General features: G+C 39.4%; 16 protein-coding genes. 8 read left to right on the forward strand and 8 right to left on the reverse strand.

Going from position 1 to position 16663, the window contains the following annotated elements; translation table 11 throughout:
* The first annotated feature begins 68 nt into the window (after window positions 1–68).
* The 3 genes from CA2015_RS12230 (at window position 69) to CA2015_RS12240 (ending at window position 2379) form a co-directional block, all read left to right on the forward strand.
* Window positions 69–779, forward strand: a complete 711-nt coding sequence (locus CA2015_RS12230; RefSeq protein ID WP_048642174.1) for a ComEA family DNA-binding protein — start codon at window positions 69–71, stop codon at window positions 777–779.
* A gap of 309 nt (window positions 780–1088) precedes the next feature.
* Entirely contained in the window at window positions 1089–1562 is a 474-nt protein-coding gene (locus CA2015_RS12235) for a type I restriction enzyme HsdR N-terminal domain-containing protein (RefSeq protein WP_048642175.1), read from the forward strand.
* A 103-nt stretch (window positions 1563–1665) separates the two neighbouring features.
* Window positions 1666–2379: a Crp/Fnr family transcriptional regulator gene (locus tag CA2015_RS12240; protein ID WP_048642176.1), complete on the forward strand. Its 714-nt coding sequence runs from the start codon at window positions 1666–1668 to the stop codon at window positions 2377–2379.
* Between the two features lie 371 nt (window positions 2380–2750).
* Here CA2015_RS12240 and CA2015_RS12245 read toward each other — a convergent pair whose 3' ends face one another.
* From CA2015_RS12245 to CA2015_RS12265, 5 genes are all read right to left on the reverse strand, one after another.
* Window positions 2751–4103, reverse strand: a complete 1353-nt coding sequence (locus CA2015_RS12245; RefSeq protein WP_048642177.1) for a transposase — start codon at window positions 4101–4103, stop codon at window positions 2751–2753.
* A gap of 207 nt (window positions 4104–4310) precedes the next feature.
* Window positions 4311–5000, reverse strand: a complete 690-nt coding sequence (locus tag CA2015_RS12250; RefSeq protein WP_048642178.1) for a 3-keto-disaccharide hydrolase — start codon at window positions 4998–5000, stop codon at window positions 4311–4313.
* A gap of 90 nt (window positions 5001–5090) precedes the next feature.
* Window positions 5091–5807, reverse strand: coding sequence for a gluconate 2-dehydrogenase subunit 3 family protein (locus CA2015_RS12255; protein WP_048642179.1), 717 nt, complete (start codon window positions 5805–5807; stop codon window positions 5091–5093).
* Window positions 5808–5811: 4 nt separating this feature from the next.
* Window positions 5812–7551 (reverse strand): GMC oxidoreductase, encoded by a 1740-nt coding sequence (locus CA2015_RS12260; protein WP_048642180.1) that lies wholly within the window; start codon window positions 7549–7551, stop codon window positions 5812–5814.
* 105 nt (window positions 7552–7656) lie between these two features.
* The gene (locus CA2015_RS12265) at window positions 7657–8346 is read right to left on the reverse strand and encodes an arylesterase (protein ID WP_048642181.1); all 690 of its coding nucleotides are present in this window, start codon (window positions 8344–8346) and stop codon (window positions 7657–7659) included.
* A gap of 92 nt (window positions 8347–8438) precedes the next feature.
* Here CA2015_RS12265 and CA2015_RS12270 point away from each other — a divergent pair, with 92 nt between their 5' ends.
* From CA2015_RS12270 to CA2015_RS12285, 4 genes are all read left to right on the forward strand, one after another.
* Window positions 8439–9116 (forward strand): ABC transporter ATP-binding protein, encoded by a 678-nt coding sequence (locus tag CA2015_RS12270; protein WP_048644500.1) that lies wholly within the window; start codon window positions 8439–8441, stop codon window positions 9114–9116.
* A complete protein-coding gene (locus CA2015_RS12275) occupies window positions 9109–11628 on the forward strand; it encodes an ABC transporter permease (protein ID WP_048642182.1) in 2520 nt (839 codons plus the stop codon). Before CA2015_RS12270 ends, CA2015_RS12275 begins: the two co-directional genes overlap by 8 nt.
* Window positions 11629–11711: 83 nt before the next feature.
* A complete protein-coding gene (locus tag CA2015_RS12280; RefSeq protein ID WP_048642183.1) occupies window positions 11712–12161 on the forward strand; it encodes a MarR family winged helix-turn-helix transcriptional regulator in 450 nt (149 codons plus the stop codon).
* Between the two features lie 283 nt (window positions 12162–12444).
* Entirely contained in the window at window positions 12445–13155 is a 711-nt protein-coding gene (locus CA2015_RS12285) for an SIMPL domain-containing protein (RefSeq protein WP_048644501.1), read from the forward strand.
* A 6-nt stretch (window positions 13156–13161) separates the two neighbouring features.
* Here the strand turns inward: CA2015_RS12285 and CA2015_RS12290 are convergent, their stop codons facing one another.
* Window positions 13162–13533 carry a DUF7009 family protein gene (locus tag CA2015_RS12290; protein ID WP_048642184.1) on the reverse strand — a complete coding sequence of 124 codons (372 nt, stop codon included), beginning with the start codon at window positions 13531–13533 and terminating at the stop codon, window positions 13162–13164.
* A 243-nt stretch (window positions 13534–13776) separates the two neighbouring features.
* On the opposite strand from CA2015_RS12290, the gene CA2015_RS12295 reads away from it, so the two are divergent.
* Window positions 13777–14460, forward strand: a complete 684-nt coding sequence (locus CA2015_RS12295; protein WP_048642185.1) for a DUF2461 domain-containing protein — start codon at window positions 13777–13779, stop codon at window positions 14458–14460.
* On the opposite strand, the gene CA2015_RS12300 is transcribed toward CA2015_RS12295, so the two are convergent.
* Both CA2015_RS12300 and hemN read right to left on the reverse strand, forming a co-directional pair.
* Window positions 14457–15272, reverse strand: a complete 816-nt coding sequence (locus CA2015_RS12300) for a Cof-type HAD-IIB family hydrolase (protein WP_048642186.1) — start codon at window positions 15270–15272, stop codon at window positions 14457–14459. The two genes, CA2015_RS12295 and CA2015_RS12300, sit on opposite strands and share 4 nt — an antisense overlap.
* 30 nt (window positions 15273–15302) lie before the next feature.
* The gene (gene hemN, locus CA2015_RS12305) at window positions 15303–16640 is read right to left on the reverse strand and encodes an oxygen-independent coproporphyrinogen III oxidase (RefSeq protein WP_048644502.1); all 1338 of its coding nucleotides are present in this window, start codon (window positions 16638–16640) and stop codon (window positions 15303–15305) included.
* Between the last annotated feature and the right edge of the window lie 23 nt (window positions 16641–16663).

Genomic DNA, 16663 nt, shown 5'->3' on the forward strand with positions numbered 1-16663 from the left:
TACAATATTGCGAATTTTTGGAATAACATTCCAATATTCTTAATTTATGTAGCCAATAGAGAAAATCTATGATGGAAAATTGGTTCTACATATTAAAATCGTACTTGGGTTTTACCCGTAGGGAAATGCGGGGTTTCGTTTTTGTAATCCCTATACTTTGCCTGCTATACGCTGGGCCATTTTTTATAGAACGCTATCACCACTCTTCTGATCAAGCTACTTATTTGGCTTACATTGCTGAAAACAATGAATTGCTAAGCCAAAAGGTTCCTTCTCGGATAGATTCTAGTCAGAAAAACCAAAAGCCAAGCCAGGAAACAAAGAGGGAAGAAAAGAAAAGCAGCTCTTCATCATCACTAAAGAAACCTAGCAAGCCAAGTTTCAATAAAATAACTTTTTCTGAAGCTACTGCCATTGAATTGCAAATGGTACAAGGTGTAGGACCTTTTCTTTCTGCGCGAATTGATGATTACAGAGAAAGTTTAGGCGGTTTTCACAGTCCGGAGCAAATTCTGGAAGTTTATGGGGTAGATGCTGAACTCGCCGAGAAAATTTACTCTGTATTTGCTTTTGAATCCCATATAAGCCGTCAATTAAATATCAATTCAGCAGATTTTAAACAATTGATAAAGCACCCTTATATAGACTATGGGGCCACTAAGGTGATTTTGGCTTATAGGAAACAACATGGGCCATACAAATCAGCAGAAGAGTTGTTGAATATTAAAATTTTCAATGAAGACTGGGTAAATAGAGTTTCCCCTTACCTGACTTTTTGATTTCAATTAGAAATAGTGAATTTCTTCGGCTTGCTAAGATCAATTTAGAATAGGCTTCTTCAATGCTGTTTGGGTTATTGCAGAATTAGGGTTTAATTCTCTACAATATTTTGAATGTTAATTTCATATAATTGAATGGCTCACGGAAGAAAAAAGTCATGTTAAATACTGTTAGGTAGTGGTTTATCGAAGAGGTTGGTCAATTCAGGTGTTGGGCTAAATACCTTAGGGGCTTAACTATGTTTTCTATTCGGAACTAAATTTTGTAATAAGATTTTGCCGTATGAATATTTGTCGGAAATTTACCCAATGAAGGATTTGGTACAACATTTGGCTGCGATTGAGCTGAATTTACCATCTTACCCCATGGATATAGAACAGGGGGATCAAGGTAAATATTACGTTTTTGACCCAATAAGGAAAAAGAAACTGCTTTTAACACCTGAAGAATGGGTAAGGCAGCACATCACGCATTACCTTGTCAAGCATTTGAATTATCCGGGAAGTTTGATTTCATTGGAAAAGGGATTGAAATACAATGCCCTTCAAAAGCGCTTTGACATATTGGTATTGGACAGGACGGGGGCATCTTTCTTTTTGATTGAATGCAAGGCGCCTGATGTAAAACTGAACCAAAAAACCATAGAGCAAGTTTGTTTGTATAACAATAAGTTCAACGCCCCTTATTTATGTATAAGCAATGGGCGTCAGCATTTTTGTTTGCAAAAAGATTTAAAAACAGGTAAGTATTCACAAATTGCTCATTTCCCTATGTTTGAATAATTACCAAGATTTTTTAAGTCATTGAAATATGATGATAAATGTGACGAGAGTCATGTAATTTACTAAATTTGTCTAGTTACTTACTTAAAATTGTGGCCACAATATGATGAATAAAGTAAAGAGTACGCCTTGCGAATTGTGCATGAGCAGGAAGCTTTCCTTATTTGCAGGACTTGGAGAGGAGCATTTATGCAATGTTTCTGAGGGTAAAAACTTCATATCGCATAAAAAAGGTCAAATCCTTTATTACGAAAACACTAAACCACTGGGGGTGTTTTGTGTGAACAGTGGTGTAGTTAAAATTTTTAAGACAGCTTCAAATGGTAAAGATCAAATCATACGACTTGCCCAAAAAGGTCATTTAGTAGGTTATTCTTCATTGATAGGAGAGGAATCCTATTCTACCACTGCCACCATTGTGGAAGACGCGGGGATTTGCTTTGTACCCAAGGAGGTGTTTTTGAAAGTAATGAAGGAAGATAATAATTTTCATCAACGACTTACCCAAGCACTTTGTCATGAAATGGGACTTATGGAAAGTCAATTGACAGACGCAACCCAGAAATCGATTAGAGAGCGTTTAGCGCTGACTTTATTGCAATTGGGAGACAGCTATGGAGTTGATGGTGGAGACAGACAGAGGCTTGATATCGCGCTTACAAGGGAAGAAATAGCTGGACTTGTGGGAACGGCTACTGAAACCGTAATTAGATTGCTTTCCGAGTTCAAAAAAGATAAGCTTATCGATTTACAAGGAAAAAAAATTATTCTCCTGAACAGAAAAGGCTTGGCAAGGCTTTCTGATTTCTACGGATGATTTTAAACCATAAATAATGGTCTACTGAAATGGCATCAAAATCAAACTTTTGGTGGCCAATTTCTGCTTCACTATTACATTACTATGTCCTAATTTTCAAGTTGACTTCCTTTATTTGGGGGTAATTTTTTAAAGAAATTAGGATCTTTCATCGCCTGTTAAAAAGGGCTTGTTGGAAAATTCGATAAAATTTGACCACGCAATCATAAACTAATCCCTTCGTTGTTATTTTGTGTGTTTATCTCCTGATCAGTAGTACAATTCGACTACGGTAAAGTGCAATTTGGTAGAACATTGGGTAGGTTTTCTTTGACCTTTTATCCATTGGGCATAGGTATCCCACGATAAAGATTTTTTGATCGTTTTTCTCTTTAGGCTGCCTTCTCTCTGGGTGCAGGCTCCTCCCGGTTTCTTTTCTTTGCGATTTTTACCGCGTTGGCCGCCATGGTTGCAAAAAGCACCATCAGCTTCTCCCGTTTTTCTCCCCGGACTTTAATTTTTCTAAGCCCGTAATGATCTTTGTGGGTTCCGAAAATACCTTCCGTTACCGTTGCCCTTTGCTTTGATATTTCGCTGCTGAGTATTTTTTCAGCTTTGGAGTGGTTTTTAGGACCCTTTTTGGGGAAGCAGGTGAATATGCTGTTTCTGGTACAGTATCTTCTGTTTTCGTTGGTGGCATATATTCGGTCTGCGCCAAGCTGTGTTGTTCCCTTGAAAACTGTTTTGTGTTTCACCACGGAGATTTTCAGCCTTTTACATTCATTGAAGTTTCTGAAACTCATCTTGTCTATAAAAGAGAGCCCGTCGACCTGCAGCATGTGTACCTTCATTCCGAACTCCACGGGTTTGTTTTCTTTTCCCCTTACTATAGGCCTGACATAGGGTTTGTGAAGGGAAACGATCCTGTCTTTGAGCTCAGATGGTTTGTGGGTCAACAAAAATGTCTGCTGTACCAGAATTTTCTTGATGGTTCTCAAACAGGCAAAATCTTCCGGCCTCATACATTCTCCCCTGAACATATCCATTATTTGCTGAAGTTGCTCGATTCCTTTTTCCAACAGGTAGACCAGCGATTTCCTTCTGCGGAGCGTCTCTTTATGGGTATTCCTCCTTTTCCTGAAATAGACAAGCTGCTTAATCTTCTGTTCCCGGTATTTAGAACGCGGCCTTTTGGTCTTCAGGATCTTGCACAACCTGAAAAGCTGCTTTTCAAACACCCATTCACAGCTCTCCCACAAAAGTTTCACATCGGTAGGAAAGCGAATATAGCTCTCGTAGCAGGTGGCATCCATGAGAAGTACATGGGAATTGTTCACATCCTTTTTCCAGTGGTTGAGCAGTACTGACTGAACCTGTTCCCATTCACAGTGATCTTCAATATAGGCCCTTATCCCTGTCATAAGGGTATAATCCCTGATCTGTTTGTCCTCGGCCAGAAGTTTGCCGCAGAACATCTGCAAACTGTAATCTGTATTGAACCTTTCGATGAGCTGTCTGTCGCTGACATTGAGGTAGGCCTTGAGGAACATCATGCCAAACATTCCCTTGGCATCAAACCACCTGGGAGCGCCCGGACCTGTATTCTCTGCCGGAAGACATCCTGCGAGCTCATCCCAGGGGATGGAATCTTTTATCTGGCCAAACAAGGAATTCTTAAAAAAATGATATTTTGGAGAATATCCGTCGAAGTCTTTGAAAATCTGTAGTTGCGCTGTATCTTTCATAGTATTTTATTCTGCAACCTTAAAATACAAAAAAGAAAACCCCGAAAAAAGCTTTAAACAGCCAAATTCGGGGTTTTTGTGTTATATTTTTGTTATTTATTATACTGGTTATCAAGCAATTAATAAATCAACAAGAAGCCCTAAAAAGCAAATAGACACCTCCAAACCTTTCAATATTTAGTAAAAAGTTTGGAGATGATGGTGTATTTATTTGGTGAATTCTGTAATAGGTTCAAGTTCTAGTTTTCTGAATTCTACTTTAGCGCCTTCTGCCTGTACAGCTATTTGCCCTTTACTTGCAGTCGCATTGTAACCTTCATTTACCAGGTCTCCATTTACCCACACTTTCACTTTATCACCTAGGCATTCTATTACCATTCTGTTCCATAATCCGGGTGGGTTTTCAGAGCCATCCGTAAGGTTTAATATTCTCCTTTTCTTTCCTTCTGTTACTCCCCATTCTTCTTTTGGACCTCTCCTTTCAACCATATTGTCCACTTCGATGTTTTCCACTATACACCAAAAATCACCAGCGTTTTCATGGTACATTTGGACTTCTATAGATTTGGGAAACATTTTATATAGGGACCTAGGAGTAGAGGCATGAATTAAGATGCCGCAATTTCCAGTTTCTCCAGGAAAGCGGTACTCTGTGGTAATCCTATAATTTTCATATTCATCATCAGTAATAAGATGACCTAGCGGATTACCCATACTTATTAGCATTCCATCCTCGACAATAAAGGAAGGACCTGCATTGGCATTGGTGTCTAGTTCGGGTACATCTACATGCCAGCCGGATAAGTCTACTCCATTAAAAATGGGTAGGTTTTGTGCCATTGTTGTAGATAGCATAAAGCTACAGGTCAATGCTAATATAAAAATTTTTGGCTTCATAGTTAGGGCGTTATTGGTTAGGTGTAAAGCAAACAGGGGAGCACCCTTTAAGACGCTCCCCTGTTGGTATAAATAAGTTTTCGAATGCGCTTATCCGATTAGGTTGCCATTGTCATCCCATTGGGCGATGGTTCCTCTTGTGCTTATGTCAAGGTATACGTCTTTGTATTTTGGGTCATTTTCCAAGCCGTGTTTGGCCAATACTTCTTCAGGAACACCATCCCAAGCATTTGGTCGGTTACCTACATATCCCAGGTCTTTAAAGCCTTCTTCACTGGTGAAAAAGCCTGTAGCAGTTAGGTTTCTAAGGTCATTGAAGAATTTTACACCACCTTTATTTTCAGGCTTAGCTGTATCAGGATAGGCGATTAGATCGATAACTTGAGTACGCTGATCTTCAGAAATTTCTAGAAATTTTTTGCTGAACATCTCGTCTGATTTGTAATCTAGCCACAAAAGGCCTCCTCTTAAGGGCGTTTGGTATCTAGGGATGTCTTTTACCATGAATTCAATAAAATCAGGTACACCGGCATCAGTAGCGCTTCCAGAGGTGTCATCCGCTGGAATGATCATATCCACAAGAATATCTAATTTTTTCCGCTCATCTTCTGTGAAGAAAGTGGTAGATTTCAAACTTTCGTTATGAATAATCTCTTCAGGTGTACGGCCATAGCTACCAAACTCACCAATTTTAGGATTGTGAGGTATTTCTACGGTTTCAGCCTTTTCTGGTCCACATCCTGTAAACAGTATACCTGAAGCCAAGGAGCCGGTAAATAAAAGTTTTAGGTTTTCTCTTCTGTTCATTGCTTTAGATATTTTTCTTGTTCATTTGATCAATAATGTATTCGGAAGTTCTCCAGGAGTTGGCTAGAATTGTCCAAGTAGGGTTTTTATCTGCTTGGGAAACAAAGGCTCCACCGTCTACTACAAATAAGTTTTTGCAGTCATGTGCCTGAGAAAATTTGTTCAATACCGATGTTTTAGGGTCATTTCCCATACGGGTCGTTCCCACTTCATGAATAATTCTTCCAGGTTTGTGTAGACCATACTGTCTGTCAGCACCGGGCTTTTCGCCAAGGATCACAGCGCCCATGCTGGTCAATATTTCCTCGAAAGTTTCATGCATGTGTTTGGCCTGATTCAGTTCCTGATCGCTCCATTTATAATGAAATTTTAGTACAGGAATACCGTATTTGTCCACTACCTGCTCATCTATTTCACAATAATTTTCATATCGTGGAATACTTTCCCCTCTTCCTGACATACCTACAGTACTACCGTAAAATCTTCGAATGTCTTTTTTCAGGCCTTCACCATATCCACCATTGACTCCAGGTTTTCCAAACTCGTCTTTAACGTATTGTCTCATGGTGTCCATGCCTCCGCCAAATCCGTAAGCAGGCATTCCCATGCCGCCCCAATATTCTATATGATAACCTCTGGCAAAATCCAGATTTTTTTCATTCAACCACCATGGTGTGTAAACATGCATTCCACCTACACCGTCCTCGTTGTATCTTTCTCGATCCATCATGTCAGGTAAGATACCCATTCTATCTGCTCCAGTAGAGTCATGTAAGTAATGGCCTACATGCCCAGAGCTATTACCAAGTCCATCAGGATGGCTTGAGGATTTTGAGTTCAACATGATACGAGCTGATTCACAAGCAGAAGCACCAAGTACAACCACTCTTGCTGACAACTTGTATTCTTTCATGTCAAGCTTACTGATATAAGTGACTCCAGTGGCTTCACCCTTATCATTGGTCATCACCTTTCTTACCATAGCCATGGTGAAAAGATCCACTTGGCCTTTTTTCATTGCTGGTTTTACCAGACAGGTACCTGCGGAAAAATCGGCATAAACCTGACAGGCTCTATTACATTGACTACAGAAGAAACAGGTTCCTCGGTCATTGTTTATTGGTCGCGTAAGGATAGAAAGTCTGGAAGGTATTACAGGGATATTGACTTTATCTGCACCTTTTTTAATGAATAGCTCATGCAAACGTGGCTTTGGCGGAGGGAGGAAATTCCCGTCCGGTTCATTGTTGATCCCTTCTTTGGAACCAAATACACCGATTAATCGATCGACTTTGTCGTAATAAGGGGCAATGTCATCATAGCTGATAGGCCAGTTTTCACCAAGTCCATCGAAATCTTTTCTCTTAAAATCCAAGGGACCAAATCTTAAAGAGATTCTTCCCCAGTGGTTGGTTCTTCCTCCAAGCATTCTGGATCTAAACCAGTCAAATTCACTTCCTTCACCACGAGTGTAAGGTTCTCCTTCAATCTCCCAACCACCAATAGCTGCATCAAAATCTCCAAATGGGCGAACCGTACCGGCACCTCTTCTTGGAGACTCCCAAGGTGGCCTCAATTGGGTTCTATGTTCCTCTAAAGCGGGGTCAAAATCAGCTCCAGCTTCTACTACTGCCACCTTTAATCCGGCCTCTGCCAAAATTTTGGAGGCCATTCCACCGCCTGCTCCAGATCCTACGATGATCACATCATAAGCATCTCCAGCAGTCTGTATTTGAATACTCATCCTTTGTTTTTTATTAATTTCTCGGAAAAATTAAGATAATTTTCTGATAATAAAAAGAAACATTTTGAAAGTACATTACCATAAATGCTTAAAACAGGCTATTTGTTATAGCAACGGTCTTAAATGTTTCCAAACAGTTTGTGCTACAATTTGTTGTCCTTCGCTTGTGGGGTGGATGCCGTCGGGTAAGTTTAAATCCGGATTTCCCGCAACACCTTCCAAAAGAAAAGGGATGATTCCTATGTTTTGATTTTCAGCAATCTCAGCATACATCTCTCTAAATTCTTCAGCATATTCCAATCCCATATTTGGGGGGATTTGCATCCCTGCCAGCAGGATCTTGGTACTAGGGAATTTCTTTGAGACCGCAGCAATTATGGCATTTAGGTTTTTTCTTGTCTCTTCCAAGGGAATACCTCTTAATCCATCATTTCCACCTAATTCCAAGATGAAAACTTCAGGTTGGTCTTCAAGGAACCAATCCAGCCTACTGAGGCCACTAGCGGTGGTTTCTCCACTTAAACCTCCATTGATGACCCTATAGTTTAAGTCAAGGCTGTCTATTTTGTCTTGAATTAGGGAGGGGAAAGAGGCTTCTTCATCCAAACCATAGCCAGCTGTAAGGCTGTTACCATAAAATAGAATGTTCTTTTTTTTGCTCTTTTCTGCAGTTTTAACGGTTGTTAATGTAACCTTTTTCTCTGTTTCCTGTTTTTGATTACATGAAACAGTTAAAGTTGAACTTACTGCTAGCAACAGAACGGCAGTGAATGCTGTTTTTATTATTCTTAACATTTGAAATATTTTTACAGTCAATTATCAAAAATACTAAACTTAATCCACTATTGTTTTTGTTCAAAAGGGATAAGTTTTTTTCTTTGAAAGATATGAACATACTAAGCGTTGAAAATCTGACCAAAACCTACCGAAGTGGAAACAGGGAACTTACTGTTTTGGATAAGGTTAATTTTGAGGTCGAACAGGGTAAAACCCTATCTATTGTGGGGCCTTCTGGAAGTGGTAAAACCACTCTGTTGGGCCTTTGCGCAGGACTGGACGTAGCCAGTTCTGGAAGCGTAAGGATGGATGGGAAACCACTGGAAAACATGAATGAAGACCAAAGGGCTGGGATCAGAAATCAGTTGGTAGGTTTTATTTTTCAAAATTTTCAACTTTTGCAAACATTAACGGCCTTGGAAAATGTAATGGTTCCACTGGAGTTGAAAAAGCGCAAGGATGCCAAAGAAAAAGCCAAAGAGCTTTTGGAAAAAGTAGGCTTAGGAGATCGGCTCACGCATTACCCAAACCAATTGTCTGGAGGTGAACAGCAAAGGGTCTCTATAGCCAGGGCTTTTGCCAATGAACCAAAAATATTATTTGCAGATGAACCAACGGGTAATTTGGATACAGAAACAGGTGAAATGGTAGAAAACCTTATTTTTAATCTGAATGAAGAACAAGGGACGACCTTGATTTTGGTTACTCACGACTTGGAACTTGCAGCCCGGACCCACCATTCATTACATATTAAAGGCGGTAAAATACAGGAGGCTATCAATGGTTGATTGGGGCTGGTCATTTAAAATGGCCAAAAGAGAATTTAGAAAAACAGGCGTAAAACTAGTTTTGTTTATTTCAGCTATTGTTACTGGTATAGCTGCTTTGGTAGCTGTTACTTCTTTTGGGGAAAATTTAAGTAAGGATATTGACAATCAGGCCAAAGAACTATTGGGAGCAGACCTGCTGCTAAAGAAAAACCAGACCATAGAATTTCCCGAGGTTGAGAAATTGGCCAATGAACATGCTTTGGAAATAAACTTTGCTTCCATGGTGTATTTCCCTAAAGCGGGCAATAGCAGACTGACTCAGGTTAGGGCTTTGGAAGGTGCATTTCCATATTATGGAAGCCTTGAGACTTTGCCTCAAGAAGGGGAGCGAACCTTCAGGTTAGGTGGAAGCAGGGCTTTGGTAGAAAAAACCTTGATGGCACAGTTTGGTGCCGTAGTGGGAGATAGTATAAAAGTGGGGAATGTAACCCTTGAAATCGTGGGGGCTTTACAAAAAGTCCCTGGACAAACTGGGATTACGGCTACTGTGGCTCCGGCAGTGTATATTCCTATGGACCAGCTTGAAGCCTCAGGCTTGGTCCAATATGGAAGCCGGGTGAATTATAATCATTATTTTTTATTTCCTGAAAACTTCGACTTGCAGGCTTTAATAGACGAGAACAAGGAAGTATGGGAAGAGGATAGAGTGAATTTTGACACTGTTCAAACTCAAAAGGAGTCTACAGGTAGGTCTTTTGAAAATCTCTCAAACTTTCTAACATTGGTCGCTTTCATTGCCGTTTTATTGGGCTGTGTAGGAGTGGGCAGTGCTGTAAATGTTTTTGTCAAGGAAAAGCTTCCTTCGGTTGCCGTATTGAGGTGCTTGGGTGTGAAAGCCCTAGACATCATAGTGGTGTACTTGGTGCAGATATTCTTTATGGGCTTATTAGGCTCAATAATTGGGGCAATGGCAGGTGCGCTGTTGCAGTTTTTATTGCCTTTGGTATTTAGCGATTTTCTTCCTGTAGAAGTCTCCGTTCAATTGGCTTGGGGATCCATAAGTATGGGGATTGTAACCGGAGTAATGATTTCCATCCTCTTTGCATTAATACCTTTACTCAAAATCCGAAAAGTGTCTCCAATGATGACTTTAAGGCCTGACGATCAATCGGGAGGCTTTGGGAAAGATTCTGTGAGGATTTTTGTTTTGTTGGGTATCATTTTATTTATCCTGCTTTTCAGTTTTTTCTTATTGGGAAAATGGGACCAAACCTTTTGGTTTACAGGATTCGTAGTATTGGCCTTTGGTGCTTTGTGGCTGTTGGCCATGGGGGTAATGAAAGCCATCCGTACATTCCTTCCAATATCTTTGAACTACCCTGTTAGACAAGCTTTGTCAAATTTATACCGGCCCAATAATCAGACAGTTTCTTTATTGGCAACGATAGGTTTGGGAACAGCAATGATTGGAACATTGTTTTTTATTCAAGACCAACTTTTGGATGAGGTTCGATTTGCTGATAAAGAAGATCAACCAAACATGCTTTTTTTTGATATTCAAACCAGTCAGGTGGACAGCATGAAAGCAGTTCTTGAGGCTGAAGGTCTTCCGGTTCTACAACATGTACCCATCATCACTATGGGGGTTTCGGAGGTGAATGGCCTTACTAAGAAAGACAATGAAGAGCTTAGTGATGAAGAACGGAGATCCGGCTCTTTTTACAACAGAGAATTCCGCGTGACCTATAGGGACAGCCTTATCAATACAGAAGAATTGTTAGAAGGGAGTCTTATACCCTACCGTTCGGATTCAGACAGTATTTTTGTGTCTATGGAAGAAGGCTATGCCGAGCGGAATCATGTGAAAATCGGAGATGAAATAGTTTTCAATGTACAGGGTAGACCCTTGACTACTTATGTAGGAAGTATTAGAAAAGTAAACTTTAGAAGAGTTTCCACTAACTTCCTTGTATTATTCCCGGACAAAGTCTTAGACAATGCCCCGAAATTTCATGTGTTAATCACTAAAACTAAGGACGATAATACTTCTGCTGAAATCCAAAATATCATGGTGCGGCAGTTTCCAAATGTATCTGTAGTTAATCTAAGCATGATTGTCGAAACTCTGGAGGATCTACTTGGGAAGATTGGCTTTGTTATTCAATTTATGGCCTTTTTTAGCATTTTGACAGGTGTTTTGGTTTTGATTAGTTCCTTGCTTATAAGTAAATTTCAGAGAGTTAGGGAGAATATTTTGTTGAGAACAATTGGTGCTGAAAGAAAAGTATTGATTAAGATTAATATTTTGGAATACCTATTCCTTGGTAGTCTGGCAGCAGGAGGGGGATTAGTGCTTTCGGTACTTGCTTCTTTTCTGCTAAGTTATTTCGTGTTTGAAATTGCATTCAGTTTACCTTGGCAACCTTTGTTTTTGGTGTTTACACTGATTACAGGACTTACCGTGTTTTTAGGTTGGATTAATAGTTTAAACATACTTAAGGCCAAGACGATGGATATATTGAGGAGCTAAAGGTCAATTTTAAGTGGTTGATTAATGAGAAATGAACCTTTTGGATAAATTCAATGTATCTACATTAGATACCAGTAGAATAAATGAAAATTGAAGAGGAAATAAGACAAAATCCATTCAAGGACAACTATACCAAGGCAGTTGTAAATTTACTATTTACGCAAAGTTACTTGGTTACTCATCAAAGTAAGATTTTTAAGCCTCATGATTTATCTCCTGAGCAATACAATGTACTAAGAATTTTACGAGGTCAGTTTCCTAAACCTATCACGGTGTCTTCTATCCAAGAGAGAATGCTTAATAAAATGAGCAATGCCTCTAGGCTGGTGGAAAAACTCAAGCAAAAAAAGATGGTGAAAAGGACGGAATGTCCTAAGGATAGAAGGCAAGTGGATATAGTGATCACAGAAAAGGGACTTGAGCTTTTAGAATTACTTGACATAGAGGTCAGGAAATTTAATGTGGACACCATACACCTTGATGAAAAAGAGGTAGAGCAGCTAAATCTACTTTTGGATAAGTTAAGAGGTTGACTCCTGAAATAAGCAATCAATTGTAACTGAAGGTTACCCATGTGAAGGTGTAATGCCTAATGTTGCTCGGAATTGTATTTATTTTGATTTCAAAGTTGGGATAATCATCATGTATAAAAACCGGGCCTATCTTAAAGCTGAATTTCACTTGATTTTCTGTTTCAGCACCAATTTACAATTGGATGTTTGTCCCCATTTAATTCGTATTCGAATTTTTGGCCTGTGATTTGTTTAGTGATGACTGAATAGATTAGATAAATTGTTTAGAACAGAAGGCAGGGTTATGAAAAGAATATTTGCAATATTAGTTTTGATTATTGGTGTCCAAATGGTTTCTTTTGGACAGGAAACCTCGAAAATCATTGTAGATGGTAAAAGTGAAATCAAGGTTTTGCCTGATGAAGCATTGATTCGAGTTTCACTTACCAGCAAAGCGATGAAAACAGCCGATGCGACTGAGGATCTCAATAAAAAAGCAGCAGCAGTGACCAAAGCACTCAAGCAAAGTGGAGTGAAAAATTATGAATTAAAGGCTGACAATTATTTTGTCAATGTAAATAGGGTATATACAAAAGGGACTTCTAAAGACAGTGGTTATGTTGCTAACCAAACCCTAAGAGTATTGGTGAAAGACAATACAGGAGAAGATTTGGCGAAAATCATGGAGGCATTGCATACCAATGTGGACATGGGTTTTCAGTTTGAGTTTCAATTGTCAGACAAAAAAAAGAAGGAATACCAAGAAGAATTGTTAATGTTGGCCATAAGGGATGCTAAAAGCAAAGCCGAATTAATAGTCAATTCGCTTGAATTGGGAGATATAGCTGTGCATCAGGTGATATATGGCGAGGCCACTAATTCTTATCAACCAAAAATGTACAGGTCTGAATCTATGCGTGTAAGTGCTGATATTCAGCGAACACCACCTACCATCGAACTGGATGAGCAGATTTTAAGTGATCAGGTAAAAGTAATTTTCACCTTCGATAAATAATTTTAACTAGGCCTGGGGATTGGGGAAATTGTCAGTTTCATCTTCTCCCGGCCTCTTGTGAAGACATTGGAAATCCTTTTCAATTAACACCTTAAGCATGGCTTCTCCCGGTAGTGGGAGATTTTTCGATATGCCAATTTGCTCCGTGTTTGCCCAGGTTTTTATTTCGGATTCAGAAAGGCTTATACTTAGATGTTGGGTCTCAAAAGATATTGTTAGGTCATTGTCTTTATTCATCGGCTTAACAGAATAAATAAAGGAAGGATAGGGGGCAGGCAAGTTCAATACTTCTTTAATCTCTGTGCCCTTAGCAAGTTGGTTGACTTCGTTTTGGGAAAGCCTTAATCTAATCGTATTGAGATGAATGCGGATTTTCATGAGTTGAATTTATGAATCAGAATTGATATTGTAGTTTTTTTAGGCCGAAATGTGAATTATGGTGGGTTTAATTAGGAAAAATAATTCATTTCCAGCTTAGACGCAGATTAGGTTTATTTTAAATCTATAGGAATAGACAATTTAGCTTATTGAAGCATATTCAGGGTTTAAATTTTTTGATTTTGTTCAAAGTATACCCAATTTACCAAAAGGAATTTCTCTTACAATTTACTGTTTAATCAAATGCCGAAAAAAGACATCTTAGATTTTCTTAAAGAATTGTCTTCCAATAATTCCAAAGAGTGGATGGATGAAAACCGTAACTGGTACCTTCAGGAAAAAGCCGCTTTTCTTGAAAAGGTAGCTGAGATATTGGCTCAATTAAGTATTGATGAGCCTGGGTTTTCAGATTTGAGGCCTAAAGATTGTGTTTTTAGGCAGAATAGAGACATACGCTTCAGTGCGAATAAGGCTCCGTACAAAAGCAATATGGCCGCTTATTTCTCCGTTGGAGGGAAAAAGTCAGAAGGCCCAGGGTACTATTTACACGTTCAGCCGGGAGGATCTTTTGTAGGTGGAGGAATATGGATGCCTCAAGCGCCGATTTTAAAGAAAATTCGACAGGAAATAGATTATTCCGGAAAGGAGTTAAGAAACCTGCTAATGTCACCTGAGATAAAGAATACCTTTGGAGAAATGCAAGGGGAAAAACTCAAAACTTCTCCCAAAGGATTTGAGAAAGACCATCCGTTTATTGAATTCTTAAGGTACAAGAGTTTTATATTGTCTCATCCGATCCCAGATGAGGAAATACATTCTGGCGCCTATGTGGCAACTACGCTAGAGGCTTTTTCAAAAATGCGACCATTTCAGGCCTTCTTAAACCAGGCAGTATCAATTTCTGATGAAGATGATATTTTGCTTTAAAGCAAAAGTTTCTCTATGGTAATGGCAACCCCATCTGCAGTATTTGATTCGGTAATTTCCTTGGCTACCTTTTTTACTTCATCCCGGGCATTGGCAACAGCTACACCATAGCCCACCTCTTCTATTAGAGAGATGTCATTGTAATTGTCTCCAAAAGCGAGAACTTCCGCCATGGGGATGGCAGCCTCAGCCAATATTTGTCGTAGACCTGAAGCTTTAGATATTGACTTGGGCGCGATTTCAATATAGGTGTCTTTGGATCTGTAAAGGTGTAAGGAAGAGGAGAAGTTTTCAATCAGTTGATCATAAAGCCATTGAATTTCTTCAGCGGTTCCCATACACATCACCTTATGTGCACCTCTGCTGTTTTCTTCCCAGTTTCCAAGTACAGAATGGTGATTGTCAATCGTTGCCTTCACTTTTGTGACCATCTCTTCTTTTACAGTCCATTTGTCTTTACTGGGAGCAAACCAACTGTCACCAGAATATAGGCTAATATGCACTGATGTCTCACTTGCGAAAGCAAAAATCTCACGACAGGTATTTGCATCTATATAAGTAGAACTAACTTGTTGATAATCTTCATTTTTTGAACGGATTACAAAGCCTCCATTGTAACATATAAGCGGATTGGCCACTCTGCCAAACTCTTCCAGTAAATGGGCCATAGCCCCAGGCATTCTGGAAGAGGCCAGGATGATTGGGAAATCTGATGGTAAAGCAGCAAAGGCTTTAAGGGTTCTAGTGGAAAGTTGCCTGGTTTTATCTAAAAGGGTCCCATCAATATCGGTGCAAATGGCGCTGATTTTCATATTCGGAAAGTTTAGCGCGAAGATAAACAATCAAATGGCTTTACTAAAGACAGGTGCCGATTTTTCTGATTGTTGCATATAGGGGTCAAGGGCCATGCATATATTTCTAACAAATGGTTTGCCTTCTTCTGTAATGTTGAGTTTATTGTTTTTAAATGTGATTAGACCTTCGTTCAAGAAAGTAACTAAGGGGTCTGGAATCATGTTTTCTTGTTTCCAAGGAGCTGTATGGTTGCAAATCAGGCTCATGATAAAGGGCTTGAGACTTAAATCGCTTTCCTTTTGAACATGGCCTTTAATTGTAGGGAATTCAAATTCTCTTATCTTCTTCAAATAGGCAGCGATTGTTTTCTCATTTTGGCTGTAAGCATAGTGAGCGTCACTAATGGCGCTACAACCTAATCCAAGTAGAATTTTTGAAGGTGAAGTGGTGTATCCCATGAAGTTTCTATGCAAGGTACGGTTTGATTTTGCTTTTAATAGTGGGTCTCCTTCGAGCGCAAAATGATCCATACCTATTTCTTCATAGCCCATTTCTTTAAGCCATTTTTTTCCTTGTTCGTAAAGCTTTCTTTTATCGGTTTCATTTGGGAGGTGCTTTTCGAAGGATTTTTGTGCGGGGAACACCGATGGTAAATGCGCATAACTGTAAAAAGCGATTCTCTCAGGCATTAGCTCCTTTGTTTTTTCAAAGGTGTCCTTTAACGTTTCAAGAGTTTGATGGGGGAGGCCATAGATAAGATCAAAATTTATAGAGCTATAGCCTAATTTTCGACTTTCCTCAGTAATATACTTTACCTTTTCAAAGGGTTGATGACGATTAATGGCCAACTGAACTTTGCTGTCGAAATCTTGAATGCCATAACTAACCCTGTCAAATCCCAGCCCGGAAAGTGCTTCCAAATGTGCCTTGGTGGTATTGTTTGGATGTCCTTCAAAACTAAATTCAAAATCATCCATTTTAATGGAGCTTTGAGTAATATGGTTTATCAACACATAAAGGGTTGAGGGGGAAAAGAAGGTTGGGGTACCACCTCCTAAATGTATACCTGCAAGTTTTGGCTTCCCATCCAATAGTTTTAGGTACATGTCCCACTCTTTCATCACAGCGCTTATATAGGGAAGTTCCACATTGTGATTTTTTGTAATTCTTTTGTTGCATCCGCAGTAGGTACACAAACTTTCACAGTAAGGAAGGTGAATGTAAAGGCTTATACCTTCTTCATTTCCGAAATCTTTATATGCCTTTGTAAATAAATTTGCCCAGGTGGAAGGGTTAATGTCATTGTTCCAGTGGGGTACAGTTGGGTAAGAGGTGTACCTGGGAGCAGGTACATTGTATTTTTGAATGAGGGAAGGATTTGTCATTTCCACTATTGGTTGATTTGCCT

This window comes from Cyclobacterium amurskyense (genome assembly GCF_001050135.1).
GTDB lineage: Bacteria > Bacteroidota > Bacteroidia > Cytophagales > Cyclobacteriaceae > Cyclobacterium > Cyclobacterium amurskyense.